This is a genomic window from Streptomyces sp. NPDC002776 (assembly GCF_053592195.1).
The window spans coordinates 23,368-42,964 of the sequence record NZ_JBSFVG010000004.1 but is presented as its reverse complement, the minus strand read 5'-3'; the positions used below and the strand labels follow the sequence as shown (position 1 = coordinate 42,964).

Here is a 19,597-nt window from a genome sequence, read left to right as displayed (position 1 = left end):
TGCCGACCTCCGGGACCCGGCGTAGACCAAACGAGAACAAGACAGCGCTCGAACGTTCGACGAGGCAACGAGGCAACGAGGCACGAAGAACGGGGCAGTGATGCGCACGAATCGCACCATCCGGATCGCCATGGCCACCGTCGGCGCGCTCGCGCTGGCCCTCACCGGCTGCGGCGGAGACGACGACGACAACGGCGACGGAGGAGGCGGCGGCGGAAAGGAGACCGGCGCCAATTCCACCGTCCAACTCCCCAAGCTCGACGGACAGACGCTCGAGGTCGCGGCCGTCTGGACCGGCCCCGAGCAGGAGAACTTCACCAAGGTGCTGGACGAGTTCGAGAAGCGCACCGGCGCCACGGTGAACTTCGTGCCCACCGGCAACAACACCTCCACCTTCCTCGGTACCAAGATCCAGGGCGGCCAGCCACCGGACGTGGCGTTCCTGCCGCAGGTCGGCGTGTTGCACCAGTTCGCCCAGAAGGGCTGGGCCAAGCCCCTCGGCAGCGAGACCCAGGCCCAGCTGGACAAGAACTTCTCCACGGGCTGGAAAGAACTCGGGGCCTACGAGGGCAAGCAGTACGGCGTCTACATGAAGGCCGCCAACAAGTCCCTCATCTGGTACAACACCGCCGCCTTCGAGGCCGCCGGCATCACCGAGGAGCCGAAGACCTGGAAGGACTTCCTGGCCACCGCCCAGACGCTCTCCGACGCCGGGTCCCCCGCCGTCTCCATCGGCGGCGCGGACGGCTGGACGCTGACCGACTGGTTCGAGAACATCTATCTCTCGCAGGCCGGCCCGGACAAGTACGACCAGCTGGCCAAGCACGAGATCAAGTGGACCGACCCCTCGGTCAAGGAGGCCCTGACCACGCTCGCCGAGCTGTGGGGCAAGGACGAGCTGATCGCGGGCGGCCGCTCGGGCGCGCTGCAGACGGAGTTCCCGAAGTCGGTCACCCAGACGTTCTCCGGTGACACCCCGGCCGCGATGGTCTTCGAGGGCGACTTCGTCACCGCGACCATCAACGCCGACACCGACGCGAAGATCGGCACGGACGCCAAGGTGTTCCCGTTCCCGGCGGTCGGCGACGAGTCGCCGGTGGTCAGCGGCGGTGACGTGGCCGTGGCGCTGAAGGACGGCAAGGGCGCGCAGGCACTGATGACGTTCCTGGCCTCGACCGACGCGGCCGAGATCTGGGCGGCGCAGGGCGGCTTCATCTCGCCCAACAAGGAGATGGACCAGGGGGCGTACAAGGACGACGTCACCCGGGACATCGCCAAGGCGCTGACCGCGGCGGGCGACGACTTCCGCTTCGACATGTCCGACCAGGCGCCGGCGGCGTTCGGCGGCACCCAGGGCATCGGCGAGTGGAAGAGGCTGCAGGACTTCCTGAAGAATCCCGGCGATGTGGCGGGCGCCCAGCAAAAGCTGGAGGCGGACGCCGCCAAGGCGTACAAGACCGGCTGACGGATGTCGGCCGTCGTGAACGAGAGTGCCGGCACCGCGCCGGCACCGCGCAAGGGCGTGACGGGCACCAAGGTGTGGGTGGCGGTGCTGTTCCTGCTGCCCGCCCTGGTGCTGCTCGGCGCGCTCGTGGTCTACCCGATCGGGTACTCGGTCTGGCGCAGCCTGTACGACGCGGGCGGGGACGGCTTCGTCGGCCTGGACAACTACGTCGACGTCTTCACGGACGACGCGACCCTGACCGCCGTACGCAACACGGCGATCTGGATGGCGGTCGCGCCCGCCGTGGTCACCGTGCTGGGACTGATCTTCGCCGTGCTCACCGAACGGGTGCGCTGGGGCACGGCGTTCAAGCTGATCATCTTCATGCCGATGGCGATCTCCATGCTCGCGGCCGGCATCATCTTCCGGCTGGTGTACCAGGCGGACCCGGACCAGGGCGTGGCGAACGCGATCGTGACCTCGGTGCACGACACCTTCGCCGACTCCTCCGTCTATCCGAAGGCCCGCCCGAACGCCCAGGTGAGCGATCTGAAGCCGTCCGGCGGCGGTGCGTTCACCACGACGGGCACGGTCGAGGCGGGCACCCCGGCGCTGCTCCCCCTCGTCGGTATCGCGCCCGACAAGGTGCCGGGCTCCCCCGAGGACGCCAGGGCGGCGACCGGTGACGGCGTCACCGGCACGGTCTGGCTGGACTTCAAGCTGGGTGGCGGCGGCGAGAAGGGCCAGGTCGACGCGGGCGAGAAGGCGCTGGAGGGCGTGAAGGTCGAGGCTGTCAAGGACGGCGAGGTGGTGGCCTCGGCGACCAGCGGCGCGGACGGCACCTTCACCCTGCCCGACTCCGCCGACGGCGCCCAACTACGTCTGCCGGGCTCGAACTTCGCGGCGGCCTACAACGGCGTCGACTGGCTCGGCCCGACCCTGGTGACCCCGGCGATCATCGGGGCGTACGTCTGGATGTGGGCGGGCTTCGCGATGGTGCTCATCGCGGCCGGGCTCGCCGGAGTCGACCGCAACCTGCTGGAGGCGGCGCGCGTCGACGGCGCCAACGAGTGGCAGGTGTTCCGCAGAATCACGGTGCCGATGCTGGCACCGGTCCTGGTCGTCGTCCTGATCACGCTGATGATCAACGTGATGAAGATCTTCGACCTGGTCTACATCATCGCCCCGCAGCCCACCCAGGACGAGGCCAACGTGCTGGCGCTGCAGCTGTTCCTGTCGTCGTTCGGCGGCGGGGGCAACTACGGCATGGGCAGCGCGATCGGCATCATCCTGCTGCTGCTCGTGATCCCGGTGATGATCGTCAACATCCGCCGGCTCAGGAAGGAGCGCGAGCGGTGACCGCACTCGATTCCCCCGTGCGCGGCAAGCGGTCGTGGGCCTCCCGGGTGGCGAGCGGCGCCGCCGGCGGGGCGCTGCGCGCGTTCCTGCTGCTGGTGGCGCTGTTCTGGCTGGTGCCGACCTTCGGGCTGCTGGTGTCCTCGTTCCGGGAGCCGACCGACATCGCCTCCTCGGGCTGGTGGCGGGTCTTCACGGCACCGGCCGAGCTCACCGCCGAGAGCTACAGCACCCTGCTGGAGAACGACGACATCACCAGCGCGCTGTTCAACACCGTGTGGATCACCGTCCCGGCGACCCTGCTCGTGGTGATCATCGGCGCGATGGCCGGGTACGCCTTCGCGTGGATGGACTTCAAGGGCCGCGACTGGTGGTTCATGGTGGTGATCGCGCTGCTGGTGGTGCCGGTGCAGGTGGCGCTGATCCCGCTGTCCGAACTCTTCGGCGAGCTGGGGATCTTCGGCTCGATCACCGGTGTGGTGCTGTTCCACGTGGCGTTCGGACTCCCGTTCGCGATCTTCCTGTTGCGCAACTTCTTCGCGGAGATCCCCAAGGAGCTGCTGGAGGCGGCGCGGCTGGACGGCGCCGGTGAGGCCCGGCTGTTCACGACGGTGGTGCTGCCGCTGGGCGCCCCGGCCATCGCGTCGCTGGGCATCTTCCAGTTCCTGTGGGTGTGGAACGACATGCTGGTGGCGCTGGTGTTCTCCGACTCCGGCTCCCAGCCGCTGACGGTCGCGCTCCAGCAGCAGGTACGGCAGTTCGGCAGCAATATCGAGGTGCTGGCGCCCGGCGCGTTCATCTCGATGGTGATCCCGCTGGCGGTGTTCTTCGCGTTCCAGCGGCAGTTCGTGTCCGGGGTCATGGCGGGCGCGGTGAAGTAGCCCGCGGTACAGGCGGATCGAGGGGCCGGCCGGGATTCACCGGGCGGCCCCTTCCCGTGCGGCCGGGCGTCCCCCGTATGCCGCAACGCCGCGTAACCAACTCACTCCATCGGCCGTTCCCGGGCCAGGCGTCGCGGGGCAGGCGGGAATGGTCAGGCAGGCCCTGGGGCCCACCCCCTCACCACCCGCACCGACCGATGGATGTCCCCCTTGCCCAGGTTCAGTGTCATCGTCCCCGCGTACAAGGTTCAGGCGCATCTCCACGCGTGCCTGGAATCGGTGCTCTCCCAGTCGTGTGCCGATCTGGAGCTGATCGCGGTGGACGACGCCTCGCCGGACGCCTGCGGTGCGATCATCGGTGAGTTCGCCGCCCGCGACCCCCGGGTACGGCCGGTGCGCCTGGCCCGCCGCCAGGGGCCGGGCCCCGCCCGCAACGCCGGGATGAGCGAGGCGACCGGCGACTGGCTGCTGTTCCTCGACGGCGGCGACACCCTGACCCCCGGCGCCCTCCAGGCCGTCGCCGACCGCCTGAAGGAGACCGGCGAACCCGACGTCCTGGTCCACGACCACGCCCGCGTCCTGCGGACCGGCGAGACGGTCCGCGACGCGGCCTGGGTCCAGCTCACCGAGCAGGGCCCGGCGCCCTTCCGACTCGAGGACCGCCCGAGCCTGCTGCGCCTGCCGGCGGTCGCCTGGAACAAGGTGTGCCGCCGGGAGTTCGTCGAGCGCGAGGGCCTGTCCTTCCCGCCCGGCTCCCACGAGGGCGCCCCCTGGGCGTACCCGGTGCTGATGACGGCGGAGTCGATCGCGACCCTCGACCGGGTGTGCGTGCACCACCGCCGGCGCCGCGAGGACGGCACGAGCCGCCGCCCCTTCGACGTCTTCGAGCAGTACGACCGCCTCTTCGCGTTCCTCGACGGCAGGCCCCGGCTCGCCCGGTGGCGGCCGGTGCTGTTCCGCGGCATGGTCGACCACCTGGCCGCCGTGTCCGCCCGCGTCGGCCGCCTCCCGCGCGGCAGCCGCGCCGAGTTCCTGCGGCTGGCCCGCGCCCACTGCCGCCGCCACCGCGCCCCGGGCGCCCCCGTCCGGCTGCGCGACCGCCCACGGCACGCCCTGGTCCGGCTGGGCCTGCACCGCACCTTCCGCGTCCTGCGCCTGGCCGCCGCCGGGCACCACCGGGCGGTCAAGTTCACCGCGAAGACCGCGGGCGCCCTGCGCTCCGCCGCCCTGCGCCTGCACTACCGCGTCCAGCTCCGCCTGCCCCTGCGCCGGGACCGGGCCGTGTTCTGCGCGTACGGCGGCCTGGGCCACGGCTGCAACCCGGGGGCCCTGGAGCGGGCGTTCCGCACCCACGCCCCGCACATCCGCACGGCCTGGATCGCGCACCCCGCGCACCACCACACCGTCCCGCCCGCCACCCGCCGCATCACCCCCGGTACGGCCGCCTACTGGACGGCGCTGGCCCGCTCCGCGTACCTGATCGACAACGCCGGCCTCGACCACCGGCTGGTCAAACGCCCCGGCCAGACCGTCGTCCAGACCCAGCACGGCACCCCGCTCAAGCACCTGGGCCTGGACCTGCGCGAACGCCCCGCGGCCGGCGCCGGCACGGACTTCGGCGCCCTCCTCGACACCGTGGGCACCTGGGACTACGTCGTCTCCGCCAACCGCCACTCCACCCTCGTCCAGGAACGCGTCCACCCCGGGACGTACAAGACGCTCGAATACGGCCAGCCGCGCAACGACGTGTTCCAGCAGGCCACTTCGGCGGACGTGACCCGGCTGCGCGAGACGCTCGGCATCCCCGAGAACGCGGTGGCGGTCCTGTACGCCCCGACCCACCGCGACTACCGCCGCACCCAGCGCGCCCCCTTGGACCTGGACCGGCTCGCGAGCCGCCTCGGCCCGCGCTTCGTGATCCTGGCCCGCGCACACCGCCGCCACGGCGGCCCGCTCGCCCCCGAGGCGACCTCGCCGCGGGTCATCGACGTCACCGCCCACCCGAGCGTGGAGTCCCTGTGCCTCGCCTCGGACGCGCTGCTCACCGACTACTCGTCGATCATGTTCGACTACGCCGGCCTGGACCGCCCGATCGTCTTGCACACCGAGGACCTGGAGGCGTACGAGGCCGCCCGCGGCACCTACTTCGACCTGCGCTCCTTCCCGCCGGGCGCACTCGCGCGCAGCGAGGACGAGCTGATCGACATCTTCACCACCGGCCACTGGCGCGGCTCCCGCTCCGCCCAGCTGCGCGCGGCGTTCCGCAGGCGCTTCTGTCCCTACGACGACGGCCGCGCCGCCGAGCGGGTCGTACGGCATGTGGTGTTCGGCGAGAAGGGCCTGCCGCCGGTCGTGCCGCTGGACGAGCGGCATCCGGTGCCGTCGGCGGCCGCGTCCCTCACCCGCTCCCCGCTCATCGCGTCACCGCGGCCCGAGTCACCCCTAACCCTCACCGACCGTCTCTGAACGCCGTTCTCATCCAGGGGAGTTCCCATGCCCTCCAGCCCGTCGCGGCCCACCCCGAGCCGGCCCCACACCTGGCGTCCGGCCGGGCGGCCCGGTGGCCGACGCGTCCCCGGCCGGCACGTGGCCTCATGAGGCCGCGCACCTGGGTCCTGCTCCTGGCCGCCCTGTTCGCCGCCCTGCAGCTGGCGAACGTCTCCGGGCGGGACACCCCCGACTCCAGGAACTACCTCTCCTACGCCCTCGGCCTGCGCGGCGACAGCAAGCGGGAGGCGGCCATGGCGACGATCGAGCACTACTGCGCGGGCAAGGCCGCGCTCGCGCACCGCGACCAGAACGTGCACGTGGTCCGCTTCCACCGCCCCGACCCCGCCCCGGCCGTGCTGGCCAGGTGCCGGGCAACGGAGTGGTCCGAGGTCGAGCAGCGGCTGGCGGCGGGCCACACGGCCGGTCACACCGTCCCCTTCGCCTCGGAACGCTTCATGCGGATCTTCGAGGCGCGACCTGGCTACCCGGTCTTCCTGGTGCCGTTCGTGACGGTGCTCGGCGCGACCTGGGGGCTGTGGGCGGCCGGGGTCACGGTGGCGGCGGGGGGCGGGGTGCTGGTGTTCCTGATCCTGCGCACCCTGTCGGTACCGCTCCCGCTCGCGCTGACCGGTCAGGGGCTGTACTACGTGCTGCCGTGCGGGGCGATCGCCATGCGGCCCATGACGGAGGGCCTGCTGATGGACCTGACGCTGGCGGCGGTGTGGGGCTGTGCGCTGGTGCTGCGGGGGCGGCGGGCGGGACTGGCGCTGATCGCGGGCGCGCTGGCCGCGCAGTTCACGGTGAAGCACTCGCAGGCGCTGTTCCTGGGGGTGTGTCTGGCGGGGGCGGGCGCGCTGGTCGCCGTGGCGCGCCGGCGGGCGGGGCGGGCGCCGGGCCGGGGCGTCGCGGCGATCGCGGGGCTCGGTCTGGGCGCGGCGGTGGGCTCGGTCGCCCTGGCGAAGCTGCTCGGCCACCCGTCGGCGTCCGAGAGCGTGCAGGATCTGCTGGCCGACCACTTCACCCGCCCCGACCGGGCCGACCCCTGGCCGGAGTTCCTCCAGCTGTCGCTGAACTTCTGGGCGGAGTGGCTGCGCCGGCAGTTCTGGGAGCCGCTGTTCCTGGCGGCGCTGGGCGCGGGGCTGTGGGGCGCGCTGCGCAGGCCGACGTTCGGCGCCTTCCTGATCGCGGCGGCGGCCACCGGCGTCCTGACCCAGGCCGGGCACCCGGACATCAACATCTGGGGCGGCCGGCTGATCGCCCTGGCCTGGCTGCTCCCGGTGGTCGGCGTGCCGCTGCTGCTGGAACACCTGCTGCGCGCCCAGGTGTCGCTGCCGGCCCAGGGGCACGCCGACCGGGCTCACTCCTTGCGGTGACGCGCCTACTCGATGACGAGGTCGACGTCTATGTTGCCGCGGGTGGCGTTGGAGTAGGGGCAGACCTGGTGGGCCTGCTCGACGAGCTTCCGGCCGGTCGCCTCGTCCACGGTGTCGGGCAGTTCGACGCGCAGGGTGACCTTCAGGCCGAACCCCTCGCCCAGCTTGCCGATGCCGACCTCGCCGGTGACGGCGGCGTCGGTGACGTCCACCTTGGCCCGGCGGCCGACCAGGCCGAGGGCGCTGGCGAAACAGGCGGCGTACCCGGCGGCGAAGAGCTGCTCGGGGTTGGTGCCCTGGCCGTTGCCCCCGAGCTCCACCGGCGGCGCCAGCTGGAGGTCGAGCGTGCCGTCGGAGCTGATGGCACGGCCCTCACGGCCGTGAGTGGCGGTGGCGACGGCGGTGTAGATCGCGTCCATGGATGAACCATCCCTGTTCGAGAAGTCGGGGCTCGCTGACGGGCTCAGTAGAGCACACAATTAAATTGTGCACAATTAAATGGCGGGCAGGAGCTACCCTGGACCCATGAACCGGACCGGGACACCCGCCACCGCGCCCCAGGAGGAATGGCTCCGCCTGGACCGCCAGATCTGCTTCTCCCTGCACGCGGCCGCACGCGCCTTCAACGGCGTCTACCGCGTGATCCTCAAGGACCTCGGGCTGACCTATCCGCAGTACCTGGTGCTGCTGGTGCTGTGGGAGCACGGCGATCTGCCCGTCAAGAAGCTGGGCGAGCACCTGCGGCTGGACTCCGGCACACTCTCCCCGCTGCTGAAGCGGCTGGAGAGCGCGGGCCTGGTCCGCCGGGAGCGCAGCGCGCGCGACGAGCGGTCGGTGCAGGTGCGGCTGACCGAGGAGGGCTCGGCCCTGCGCGAGCAGGCGCTCCAGGTGCCGCGCCGGATCGCCGCGGCCACCGGCTTCGACGTCGACGAGATCAACGCCCTGCGCTCCCGCCTGGACGACCTCACCAGCGCTCTCGACGAGGCGGCCCGGTCAGCGGCAGCACCGTAGCCGGGCGCCGCTCGTAGAGCCGCAGGGTCACGCCCCCGCGTACGTACTGCTCGCACGGGACGAAGTCCTCCCACATGGCCGCGATCTTGGCGCGCTCCCTGAGGTTGCGCGGGCGCCAGTCCGAGCGCAGCGTGTACGGCTCGGCCACCACCCACACCCGGTCCACCCCCGCGAGCCTGCGGCGCAGCTCATCGGCGTCGGTCTCCCGGCCGTACAGCGTCCCGGAAGCGGGTCCCGGCCGGCTGAGCGCGATGTCCCGGGCCTGCCGGAACCCCTCCGGGTAGGCCACCGCCGCCCGTCGGCCGATGGAGGGCACGAACAGCACCGCGTCGCCGCGGCGGATCTGGCCCGCGGCGAGGGCGGAGACGGCGGCGAGGTTGTCGGGCCGCCGCTCGGGGGCGCGTTCCTGGCGGTGCAGGGGCAGGTGGTGCACGAAGGCGACGAGGACGGCGAGGGCTCCGGCCAGCGGCACGTACGGCATCCGGCCCACGATCCAGGCTGCCAGCCGGTCGGCGCCGGCCGCGATCAGCAGCGGCGCCCCGGCCAGCGCGTACAGGACGTACCGGTCGTCGTACATCGGCCGGACCTGCGAGACCAGTATCAGCAGGGCCGGCGGCACCGCCATCAGCGGCACGGCCACGGCGGCCACCCGGCGGGCCGCGAGCCCCACGAGCATCAGCACCACGCCGGTCTCGAACACCACCCCCTTGGGCGCGAGGACGAAACCGCGCAGCACCCGCTCCACGCTGCCCCAGCCCGGCTCCGGCAGCCACTCCACCTGCCCCGACTGCGCCTGGGAGACCAGCACCAGCGGCAGCAGGACCAGTGCGGTGCCGGCCACCGCTCCGCCCCACCGGGCCCAGGTCCGCCGGTCCACTCCCGACACCGCCAGCGTCACCGCGTGCGCGCACAGCACCAGGACGGCGAACTCGTGCAGCAGGCAGGTCACGGCGACGACACCGGTGTACGCGAGCCAGGTCCGCCCGCCGTCCAGCGCCCGCACCAGCAGCAGCGTCGCGCCCGCCACTCCGGCGCCGACCAGGGCGTACGAGCGTCCCTCCTGCGCGTAGTGGCCGGTCAGGGGCGTGACGGCGTACATCAGACCCGCCCACAGCCCCACCCGCGGACCGGCCAGGCGCATCCCGAGCGCCGCGACCAGGCCCGCCGCGGCGGCGGTCCCGCAGACCGAGGGGAGCCGGAGGACGACCTCGTCGGGGCGCAGGGCGAGAACGGCGTGCATGAGGAGGTAGTACAGGCCGTGCACCGCGTCCACGCCGTGCACGAGCCGCCAGATCTCCGGCACCGACCTGCGCGCCACCTGGAAGGTGACCGCCTCGTCGCGCCATATGCCGCCGCGGTCGATGCCCCACAGTCCGAGGGCCAGCACCAGGGCGGCAGGCAGGCCTACCGCCAAGGCCCGGAATCGGCCGTCCGTTTCCGTCTCCCTACTCACCACATCTCAGATCTTGTGCTATTAACCGATGATTCCTGTTCATTGACGGCGAATCGGAGTGGTTATGCTCCACGCACGGGCCAACTGACGAGGGGACGGCCACCTATGACCTGGCTGATCACGGGCGGTGCCGGATACATCGGGGCGCATGTCGTACGGGCGATGTCCGAGGCGGGCGAGCGGACGGTGGTCTACGACGATCTGTCCACCGGGCTGTCCGAGCGCGTGCCCGACGGTGTCCCCCTGGTCGTGGGCTCCACCCTGGACGCCGAGCACGTGTCCCGCGCCCTGGCGGACCACCGGATCACCGGGGTCGTGCACCTGGCGGCGAAGAAGCAGGTCGGCGAGTCGGTGGAGCAGCCGCTGCGCTACTACCGGGAGAACGTGGAGGGCCTGCGCGTCCTGCTGGAGGCGGTGACGCGGGCCCGCGTTCCCTCGTTCGTGTTCTCCTCCTCGGCCGCGGTCTACGGCATGCCGGACGTGGACCTGGTCACCGAGGAGACGCCGTGTGCCCCGATGTCGCCGTACGGCGAGACCAAGCTGGCCGGCGAATGGCTGGTGCGGGCCACGGCGCGGGCGACGGGCCTGTCGACGGCCTGCCTGCGCTACTTCAACGTGGCGGGCGCGGCGTCCCCGGAACTGGCCGACGCCGGCGTTCACAACCTCATCCCGATGGTCTTCGAGAAGCTCACCGAGAACGAACCCCCGCGCATCTTCGGCGACGACTACCCGACCCCGGACGGCACCTGCGTCCGGGACTACATCCACGTCGTCGACCTGGCCGAGGCCCATGTGGCGGCGGCCCGGACGCTGCGGTCCTCCCCCGGCCGCGACCTCACCCTCAACATCGGCCGCGGCGAGGGCGTCTCGGTCCGCGAGATGATCGACCGCGTCAACGCCCTCACCGGCCACGACCGCCCCCCGACGATCACCCCCCGCCGCCCCGGCGACCCGGCCCGCGTGGTCGCCTCCGCCGACCGGGCAGCCACCGAACTGGGCTGGAAGGCGAAGCACGACGTCCAGGACATGATCACCTCGGCCTGGGAGGGCTGGGTACGCCTCCACCCGTCAGCAGCACGCGGTTAACGGGCGGGACCCGCAGCGTCTGCCCCGCCAGCGGCACGCGGTGAGCGGGCGGGGCGGCGCACAGCATCTACCCCGCCAACGGCACGCAGTTAGCGGGCGGGACCCGCAGCACCTGCACCGCCAGCCGCACGCGACTGGCCCGCGGGGGCCGTGACGCCTCGACCCGTCAGCAGCACGCGGCTAGCTTGCCGGGGGCCGCAACACCCACAGCCGCACACCACCAGCCCGCCGGGGCCGCAGCGCCCGCACCACAGTGGCACGCGACTGCGCCGCGGGAGCCCCAGCACCTGCACCGCCAGCGGCACGCGACTAGCCCACACGCCCGCACCGCAGCAACACACGACTAACCCACCGCGGAGCCGCAGCACCCGCACCCGCCAGCCGCACGACCTCACCGTGCCAAAGCCTGGCCGCCACGCGCTGCGCTACCGGCTCCAGCCCTCCGGGGCCGCAACCTGCACCCGTCAACCCCACGCCACCAGCCTGCCGGGGCCGCAAACGCCCGCACCACAGCAGCACACGGCTAGCCCTCCGAGGGCCGCAGCACCCGCACCGCCAGCCGCACGCCACCGACCCGCGGGGCCGCAGGCCGTAGGGGCTGTGGGCCGACACCTGCCCCCGTACGAGGTGCGGCACAGGTGCCGGGCCCGCCGCCGGCGGCGGGACGTCAGCCCCCGACCACACGCCCGCTCACAGCGCCCGCAGCGCCCCCGCCGTAGCCCGTGCCAGCGACGCCAGGTACCCCTTCGGCAGCTTCGGGCTCCGGATCACCACCGCGCGCCAGTACAGCGGCCCGGAGATCAGGTCCAGGGCCAGTTCGTGGTCGACCCCCTCGCGGAGCTCCCCGCGCCGCTCCGCCGCCGCCACGATCCCGCTGGCGACCCCGTCCTGCCCTTCCCGCAGCGCCTTCTGCATCGCCTCGGCGATCTCGGGATTGCGCGCGGCCTCCGCTTGGAGGTCCGGGATGATCTGGGAGGCGACCGGGTGGCGCAGCGCGCGTGAGGTGACCTCGTACAGGAGCCGGAGGTCACCCTCCAGCGAACCCGTGTCCGGCGCCGGCAGCCCCTGCACCGCCAGGGCCGACACCACGTCGAGCACGAGGTGCAGCTTCGAACGCCACCGCCGGTACACCGCCGTCTTGCCGACGCCCGCCCGCCGGGCGATCCCCTCTATCGACATCCGGGCGTAGCCGACCGCCGCGAGTTCCTCGAACACGGCCGCCCGGATGGCTTCCGTCACGTCCGCCCGCAGCACGGCCGCCCCCGCGGGGGCCCGGCGGCGCGGACGCGGCTGGGGTCCGTCGGCGTTCGTCGTCATGCGAACCAGCATAGGGCGTTACGACGAAACGGTTGCGTTCCGACGTCCGCTCGGCCTACGCTCGCGTTGCGACGATACGGTCCCGTCCCGACGTAAGCGAACAGGAAGAGTCCGGTGGGCGAACGCCGGGCGCCGGACCGCGCACCCCACCCCCCGAGCGAAAGCAGCGGATGTGAGCCAGGTCCTCGACACACCGCCCCCGACGACGGCCCCGACGACTCCCGCCGACGTCGACCTCGCGGCCCTCGCCGCCCGCCACGGCCTCTCGGTCAGCGGTGCCCGCCCCACCCTCCCCGAGTACGTCCGCCAGCTGTGGGATCGGCGTCACTTCATCGCCGCGTTCTCCACGGCCAAGCTGACCGCCCAGTACAGCCAGGCCAAGCTCGGGCAGCTCTGGCAGGTGATGAACCCGCTGCTGAACGCGGCCGTCTACTTCCTGATCTTCGGCGTGCTGCTCGGCACCAGGAACGGCGTGCCGGACTACGTCCCGTTCCTGGTCACCGGCGTGTTCATCTGGACCTTCACCCAGAGCTCGATCCTCGCGGGCACCCGCGCCATCTCCGGCAACCTCGGTCTCGTCCGCGCCCTGCACTTCCCGCGGGCCGCGCTGCCGATCTCCTTCTGCCTCCAGCAACTGCAGCAGCTGCTGTTCTCCATGGGCGCCCTGGTCGTCATCCTGCTGGCCTTCGGGGTGCCGGTCGCCGCCTCCTGGCTGCTCGCCCTGCCGGTCCTGGTACTCCAGTTCACCTTCAACGCCGGCGTCTCGCTGATCATGGCCCGGGTGGGCGCGAAGACCCCGGACATCGCCCAGCTGATGCCGTTCGTGCTGCGCACCTGGATGTACACCTCGGGCGTGATGTGGAGCATCGACCATCTGCTGGCCAAGCACGGCGACTGGCCGGCCTGGGTCGGCCCGGTGCTCCAGGCCAACCCGCCCGCCGTCTACATCGACCTGATGCGCTTCGCCCTGATCGACAGCTTCCACGCGAGCCAGCTCCCGCCGCACGTGTGGGCGCTCGCCACCGGCTGGGCCCTGCTCGCCGGCATCGGCGGTTTCATCTACTTCTGGAAGGCTGAGGAGACGTACGGCCGTGGCTGAGAACCCGAACGAACCGACCCCCACCGTCATCGCGGACCGCGTCGACATCGTCTACCGCGTCAACGGCACCGGCGCGGGCCGCGGCTCCGCCACCGCCGCCCTCAACCGCATCGTGCGGCGGAAGCAGACCGAGAAGGCGTCCGGCGTGCGCACGGTGCACGCGGTGCGGAACGTGTCCTTCGTCGCCCGCAAGGGCGAGGCCATCGGCCTCATCGGCACCAACGGCTCCGGCAAGTCCACCCTGCTCAAGGCGGTCGCGGGCCTGCTGCCGGTGGAGAACGGCGCCATCTACACCGACGGCCAGCCCTCCCTGCTCGGCGTGAACGCGGCCCTGATGGGCGACCTGACCGGTGAGCGCAACGTCTACCTCGGCGGCCTCGCCATGGGCATGTCCCGCGAGCAGATCAAGGAGCGCTACCAGGAGATCGTCGACTTCTCCGGCATCAACGAGAAGGGCGACTTCATCACCCTGCCGATGCGCACCTACTCCTCCGGCATGGGCGCCCGGCTCCGCTTCTCCATCGCCGCCGCCAAGGACCACGACGTCCTGCTCATCGACGAGGCCCTCGCCACCGGCGACCGCTCCTTCCAGAAGCGCTCCGAGGCCCGGATCCGCGAACTGCGCAAGCACGCGGGCACGGTGTTCCTGGTCAGCCACAACAACAAGTCCATCCGCGACACCTGCGACCGGGTGCTGTGGCTGGAGCGCGGCGAACTGCGCATGGACGGCCCGGCGGAGGACGTCCTCAAGGAGTACGAGGCCTTCACCGGCGACAAGAAGCCCAAGGCCAAGCCGAAGCCGAAGGTCGCCGTATAGCTGCCGCGACGCGCAGGGCGCCCCGTGCCTTCCCGGCCCGGGGCGCCCTGTCCGTCGTACCGCCTACGGACTCGTACAGCTACGAACTCATGCCGCTCATGTATGCGTCCGCAGGAGCGTGCGCATCGTCCGCATGGCCACCGACAGGTTGGCGAGGTCGAACGTCTCCGAGCCCTGGATCTCCTCCAGGGTGGTGCGCGCCCGGCCCAGGATCGCCGCGTTCTTCTCCTCCCACCGCTCGAAGCGCTGCTCCGGAGTGGAGGAGCCGTTGCCGACCGCGAGGACGTCCGAGGTCAGCGCCGCGTGGGCCGCGTAGAGGTCCTCGCGGATGGAGGCGCGGGCCATGGACTGCCAGCGGTCGTTGCGGGGCAGCTCGATGATGCGGTCCATGAGCTGGGTGATCCGCAGCCGGTCGGCGAGGTCGTAGTAGACCTCGGCGACGTCCAGCGGCTCCTTGCCCATGCGGTCGGCCACCGAGACGATGTCGAGCGCCGGGAAGGCGGACGAGAAACCGGCCACGCGCGTGGCGAGTTCGCCGGTGACACCGGCGGCGGTCAGCTCGTCGTGGATCTGCTGGTACCACTCCAGGTCCGCGCCGCGCAGCAGCTTCGGCAGCTGCTGCCACACCTGCTCGACCCGCTCGCCGAAGAACTCGACGTTCTCGGTGAGCTGGATCGGCTGCGGACGGTTGTTGAGCAGCCAGCGCGTGCCGCGCTCGACCAGTCGGCGCGAGTGCAGCCGGATCCGGGTGAGCACGGCGGCCTCGACCTGGTTGTCCAGGGCCTCGACCGCGTCCCACACCGGCGCCGAGCGGAAGATCGCGCGGGCCGCGGTCTGCGCCCGGACGATCTCCTCCAGCGAGGCACCGGTCTCCTCGCGCAGCCGGTGCAGATAGGTCGTACCGCCGGTGTTGACCGTGTCGTTGACCAGGACGGTCGTGGTGATCTCCCGGCGCAGCGGGTGGCTGTCGATGTGCTCGGAGAACCGCTCGCGCACCGCGCTCGGGAAGTACGTGTACAGCAGCCCGCGCAGATAGGGGTCGTCGGGGAGCGAGGTGTGCAGCAGCTCCTCGGCGACCGTGATCTTCGTGTACGCCATCAGCACGGCCGTCTCCGGGCCGGTCAAGCCGTCTCCGGCGCCGAGCCGCTCACGGATCTGGCGGTCGGTGGGCAGGAACTCCAGGGCGCGGTCCAGATGGCCCTCGCGGACCAGGTGGCGCAGGTACCGGTGCTGGGCGTGGAGCATGTCCTTGGACTGGGCCAGCGCGTTGGCGATCGCCGTGTTCTGCGCGTAGTTGTTGCGCAGGACCAGCCGGCCGACCTCGTCGGTCATCTCCGCGAGCAGCTTGTTGCGCTGCTTCACGGTCATGTCGCCGTCCCGCACCAGGCCGTTGAGCAGGATCTTGAGGTTCACCTCGTGGTCGGAGGTGTCCACGCCCGCGCTGTTGTCGATGGCATCAGTGTTGATCTTGCCGCCCTGCCGGGCGAACTCGATCCGGCCGAGCTGGGTCAGACCCAGGTTGCCGCCCTCGCCGACGACCTTGACCCGCAGGTCGGCGCCGTCCACCCGGATCGGGTCGTTGGCCTTGTCACCGGCGTCGGCGTTCGACTCGGTGGACGCCTTGACGTACGTCCCGATGCCGCCGTTCCACAGCAGGTCCACCGGCGCCAGGAGGATCGCCTTCATCAGGTCGGCCGGCGTCATCTTCGACACCTTGCCCTCGATGCCGAGCGCCTCGCGGATGTGCGCGTTGACCGGGATCGCCTTGGCGGTACGCGGGAAGACGCCGCCACCGGCCGAGATCAGCCCGGTGTCGTAGTCGGCCCAGCTGGAGCGCGGCAGTTCGAACAGGCGGCGGCGCTCGGCGTAGGAGGTCGCCGCGTCCGGGGTCGGGTCGATGAAGATGTGCCGGTGGTCGAAGGCGGCCACCAGCCGGATGTGCTCGCTGAGCAGCATGCCGTTGCCGAACACGTCCCCGGACATGTCACCGATGCCGACGACCGTGAAGTCCTCGCTCTGGGTGTCCAGGTCCAGCTCCCGGAAGTGCCGCTTGACGGACTCCCAGGCGCCGCGGGCGGTGATGCCCATGCCCTTGTGGTCGTAACCGGCCGAGCCACCGGAGGCGAAGGCGTCACCGAGCCAGAAGTTGTACTGCTCGGCGACCTCGTTGGCGATGTCGGAGAAGGTCGCGGTGCCCTTGTCGGCGGCGACCACGAGGTAGGTGTCGTCCTCGTCGTGGCGGACCACGTCGGCGGGCGGCACGACCTCACCGGCCACCATGTTGTCGGTGATGTCGAGCAGCGCCGAGATGAACGTCTTGTAGCTGGCGATGCCCTCGGCCAGCCACGCGTCCCGGTCCACCGACGGGTCCGGCAGCTGCTTGGCGACGAACCCGCCCTTCGCGCCGACCGGCACGATGACGGTGTTCTTCACCATCTGCGCCTTCACCAGACCGAGGATCTCGGTCCGGAAGTCCTCCCGCCGGTCGGACCAGCGCAGACCACCGCGCGCGACCTTGCCGAAGCGCAGGTGCACACCCTCGACCCGCGGCGAGTACACCCAGATCTCGTACGCCGGACGCGGCGCCGGCAGATCCGGGATGGCCTGCGGATCGAACTTCATGGAGACGTAGTCGTGCGGGCGCCCGCCCGCGGCCTCCTGGAAGAAGTTGGTGCGCAGCGTCGCCTTGATGACCGTGAGGAAGGACCGCAGGATGCGGTCCTCGTCCAGGCTGGCCACCTGGTCGAGCGCCGCGTCGAGCTCTTCCAGCAGGGCGTCCACGATCTCGTGTCCGGCGCGCTGGCGGTCCGGGGACATCCGCGCCTCGAACAGGGAGACCAGCAGCCGGGTGGTGTGGACGTTGTTGCGGAGGGTGTCCTCCATGTAGTCCTGGCTGAAGGTGGACCCGGCCTGGCGCAGGTACTTGGCGTACGCGCGCAGCACCATCGCCTGCCGCCAGGTCAGCCCGGCGCTCAGCACCAGGGCGTTGAAGCCGTCGTTCTCGGCCTGTCCGGTCCAGGTGGCGGCGAAGGCCTCCTGGACCCGCTCCCGGGCGTCGTCGCCGAGGTAGTCGGTGCCGCCACCGGCAAACTGCGGCATGCGCAGGCCGAAGTCGTAGATCCAGGCGACCGAGCGGTCCGAGGAGCGCAGCTCGTAGGGGCGCTCGTCGACGACCTCGACGCCGAGCCGGCTGAGCACCGGCAGGACGGCGGACAGGGAGATGGCCGCGCCCTTGCGGTAGATCTTGAAGCGGCGCTCCTCGGGGGCGGCGCCGACCGGCTCGTAGAGGCTGAGCTCGAAGTTCTTCTGCTCGCCGAGCTCTTCGAGGTTGACGAGGTCGGCGACCGCGGCACGCGGGGTGTGGTCGGCCTTGTAGCCCTCGGGGAAGGCGTTGCCGTAGCGGCGCAGCAGCTCCGCGGCCCGCTCCTCGCCGAGTTCGGCGTTGAGCGCCTCGGCGAAGCCGTCGGCCCAGGACCGCGCGGCCTCGACCAGACGGCCCTCGATGCGCTCCTTGTCGGCGTCGCTGAGCTGCGCCAGCTCGGTGCCCTGCGGGACCCGGACCACGAAGTGCAGCCGGGACAGGATCGACTCGGTGTTCCAGGCGGTGAAGTCGACGCTGGTGCCGCCGAGTTCCTCCTTCAGGATGTCGATGATCCGCAGCCGGACGCCGGTGGTGTAGCGGTCGCGGGGCAGGTAGACGAGGGCGGAGTAGTAGCGGCCGTACTCGTCCTGGCGCAGGTAGAGGCGCAGGCGCCGGCGCTCCTGGAGGTACAGGACGCTGGTGACGATCGACTGGAGCTCGGCGACGGGCGTCTGGAAGAGCTCGTCGCGCGGGTAGGTCTCCAGGATCTGGAGCAGGTCGCGGCCGTCGTGGCTGTTGGGCGAGAACCCGGCGCGCTTGAGCACGTCGGCGACCTTGCGGCGGATGACGGGGACGCGGCGGACGGACTCGGTGTAGGCGGCGGAGGAGAACAGTCCGAGGAAGCGGCGCTCGCCGACGACATTGCCCTCGGCGTCGAACTTCTTGACGCCGATGTAGTCCAGGTACGACGGCCGGTGCACGGTGGCGCGGCTGTTGGCCTTGGTCAGCACCAGCAGCTTGTGCTCGCGGGCCTTGGCGCGGGCGTCGGCGGGCAGCCGCTCGAAGGAGGGGCTGACGGGGTGGGCTTCCTCACCGGCGTGGTGCGGGTCGGAGCGCAGGATGCCCAGGCCGGTGCCGGGGACGGCGGCGAGCGAGTCGTCGGCGCGCAGTTCGTACTCGCGGTAGCCGAGGAAGGTGAAGTGATCGGCGGCGAGCCACTGGAGCAGCTCGCGGGCCTCCTCGACCTCCGGTCCGGGCAGATCGCCGGGGACGTGCTCCTCGGCCAGGCTCTCGGAGAGCCGGATCGAGGCGTCCCGCATCTTCTCCCAGTCCTCGACGGCCTCGCGGACGTCGGACAGGACGCGCAGCAGGTCGGCGGTGATCTGCTTCAGGTCGGCGCGGTCGGTCTCGCGGTCGATCTCCACGTGGATCCAGGACTCGGTGTGCGCGTCGTGCGGGCGCTCGCCGGGGGCCGGGGGAACGGTGAGTACCTCGACGAGCTTGCCGGTGACATCGCGCCGGACGACGACCTGGGGGTGGATGACGACGTGGATGCCCCGTCCCTGACGGGTCAGCTCATTGGTGACGGAGTCGACGAGGAAGGGCATGTCGTCGGTGACGACCTCGACCACGGAGTGGCTGCATGTCCACCCGTTCTCTTCCACCGTCGGTGTGTGGACCCGCACATTGGCCGTACCCTGCGGTCGGGTCTCGGCCAGCCGGTAGTGCGAGAAGGCGGCTCCGAAGACATCGACCGGGTCGCGGTCGGTGAGGTCCTCCGGGGCGGTGTGCAGGTAGTAACGCTGGAGGTACGAGAGCACGGTGTCCCGGTCCGGGGTGGTCTCGCCCGTGGTCCCAGTCGGTAGGTGCCCCCCGGCCGGGCTGTTCTCAGCTACCCGGGCGGCCCTCTCGAGCAGCTCGGCCTTTGCTTCGTCCAGCTTGGTCTGCATTGTCCTCTGGCTCCTGTCGCGCGCCGTTGCGTGACGTAGAAGGAAGTACGGTCTCGTGCCCTCCGGCGTAACGTCGCGACGCGGGGTGTCCGGTCTGCTTCGACGCTATGCCGCGAGGTGAGATGAGCGGGGGGATATCAGCCAAAATCGGCCCGGCCGTCGGGTGTGACACTGCTCTCCGCACTGTCGTCACCGAGGGATTGCGCGCCGTCGTCCGCCCGCGAGGATCAGCGACCGCC

At 71.4% G+C, this 19,597-nt stretch carries 13 protein-coding genes; 9 read left to right on the top strand and 4 right to left on the bottom strand.

What is annotated here, in order from left to right:
• The first annotated feature begins 100 nt into the window (after positions 1-100).
• The 5 genes from ACWD11_RS10045 to ACWD11_RS10025 all read left to right on the top strand — a co-directional run bounded on the left by ACWD11_RS10045 (position 101) and on the right by ACWD11_RS10025 (position 7,544).
• Positions 101-1,465: an ABC transporter substrate-binding protein gene (locus ACWD11_RS10045; RefSeq protein WP_451282375.1), complete on the top strand. Its 1,365-nt coding sequence runs from the start codon at positions 101-103 to the stop codon at positions 1,463-1,465.
• Positions 1,466-1,522: 57 nt separating this feature from the next.
• Complete coding sequence (locus ACWD11_RS10040) at positions 1,523-2,803, top strand: carbohydrate ABC transporter permease (RefSeq protein WP_389416416.1); 1,281 nt, start codon at positions 1,523-1,525, stop codon at positions 2,801-2,803.
• Complete coding sequence (locus ACWD11_RS10035) at positions 2,800-3,681, top strand: carbohydrate ABC transporter permease (protein WP_451118984.1); 882 nt, start codon at positions 2,800-2,802, stop codon at positions 3,679-3,681. The genes ACWD11_RS10040 and ACWD11_RS10035 overlap by 4 nt, the downstream gene beginning before the upstream one ends.
• A 210-nt stretch (positions 3,682-3,891) precedes the next feature.
• Positions 3,892-6,147 (top strand): bifunctional glycosyltransferase/CDP-glycerol:glycerophosphate glycerophosphotransferase, encoded by a 2,256-nt coding sequence (locus ACWD11_RS10030; protein WP_451282373.1) that lies wholly within the window; start codon positions 3,892-3,894, stop codon positions 6,145-6,147.
• A 128-nt stretch (positions 6,148-6,275) separates the two neighbouring features.
• The gene (locus ACWD11_RS10025; RefSeq protein WP_451282371.1) at positions 6,276-7,544 is read left to right on the top strand and encodes a hypothetical protein; all 1,269 of its coding nucleotides are present in this window, start codon (positions 6,276-6,278) and stop codon (positions 7,542-7,544) included.
• Between the two features lie 5 nt (positions 7,545-7,549).
• Here the strand turns inward: ACWD11_RS10025 and ACWD11_RS10020 are convergent, their stop codons facing one another.
• Positions 7,550-7,963, bottom strand: coding sequence for an organic hydroperoxide resistance protein (locus ACWD11_RS10020; protein WP_389415681.1), 414 nt, complete (start codon positions 7,961-7,963; stop codon positions 7,550-7,552).
• A 106-nt stretch (positions 7,964-8,069) separates the two neighbouring features.
• Here ACWD11_RS10020 and ACWD11_RS10015 point away from each other — a divergent pair, with 106 nt between their 5' ends.
• Positions 8,070-8,555: a MarR family winged helix-turn-helix transcriptional regulator gene (locus tag ACWD11_RS10015; protein ID WP_451282368.1), complete on the top strand. Its 486-nt coding sequence runs from the start codon at positions 8,070-8,072 to the stop codon at positions 8,553-8,555.
• On the opposite strand, the gene ACWD11_RS10010 is transcribed toward ACWD11_RS10015, so the two are convergent.
• Positions 8,509-9,969: a glycosyltransferase family 39 protein gene (locus ACWD11_RS10010; protein ID WP_451282366.1), complete on the bottom strand. Its 1,461-nt coding sequence runs from the start codon at positions 9,967-9,969 to the stop codon at positions 8,509-8,511. The genes ACWD11_RS10015 and ACWD11_RS10010 overlap by 47 nt on opposite strands.
• Before the next feature lie 144 nt (positions 9,970-10,113).
• On the opposite strand from ACWD11_RS10010, the gene galE reads away from it, so the two are divergent.
• Entirely contained in the window at positions 10,114-11,094 is a 981-nt protein-coding gene (gene galE / locus ACWD11_RS10005) for a UDP-glucose 4-epimerase GalE (RefSeq protein ID WP_389415678.1), read from the top strand.
• A gap of 690 nt (positions 11,095-11,784) precedes the next feature.
• Here galE and ACWD11_RS10000 read toward each other — a convergent pair.
• Entirely contained in the window at positions 11,785-12,411 is a 627-nt protein-coding gene (locus tag ACWD11_RS10000) for a TetR/AcrR family transcriptional regulator (RefSeq protein WP_389415677.1), read from the bottom strand.
• A gap of 172 nt (positions 12,412-12,583) precedes the next feature.
• Here ACWD11_RS10000 and ACWD11_RS09995 point away from each other — a divergent pair, with 172 nt between their 5' ends.
• A complete protein-coding gene (locus ACWD11_RS09995; RefSeq protein WP_451118971.1) occupies positions 12,584-13,510 on the top strand; it encodes an ABC transporter permease in 927 nt (308 codons plus the stop codon).
• Entirely contained in the window at positions 13,503-14,327 is an 825-nt protein-coding gene (locus ACWD11_RS09990; RefSeq protein WP_451282364.1) for an ABC transporter ATP-binding protein, read from the top strand. The genes ACWD11_RS09995 and ACWD11_RS09990 overlap by 8 nt, the downstream gene beginning before the upstream one ends.
• Positions 14,328-14,423: 96 nt before the next feature.
• On the opposite strand, the gene ACWD11_RS09985 is transcribed toward ACWD11_RS09990, so the two are convergent.
• A complete protein-coding gene (locus ACWD11_RS09985) occupies positions 14,424-19,358 on the bottom strand; it encodes an NAD-glutamate dehydrogenase (protein WP_389415674.1) in 4,935 nt (1,644 codons plus the stop codon).
• Positions 19,359-19,597 lie beyond the last annotated feature (239 nt).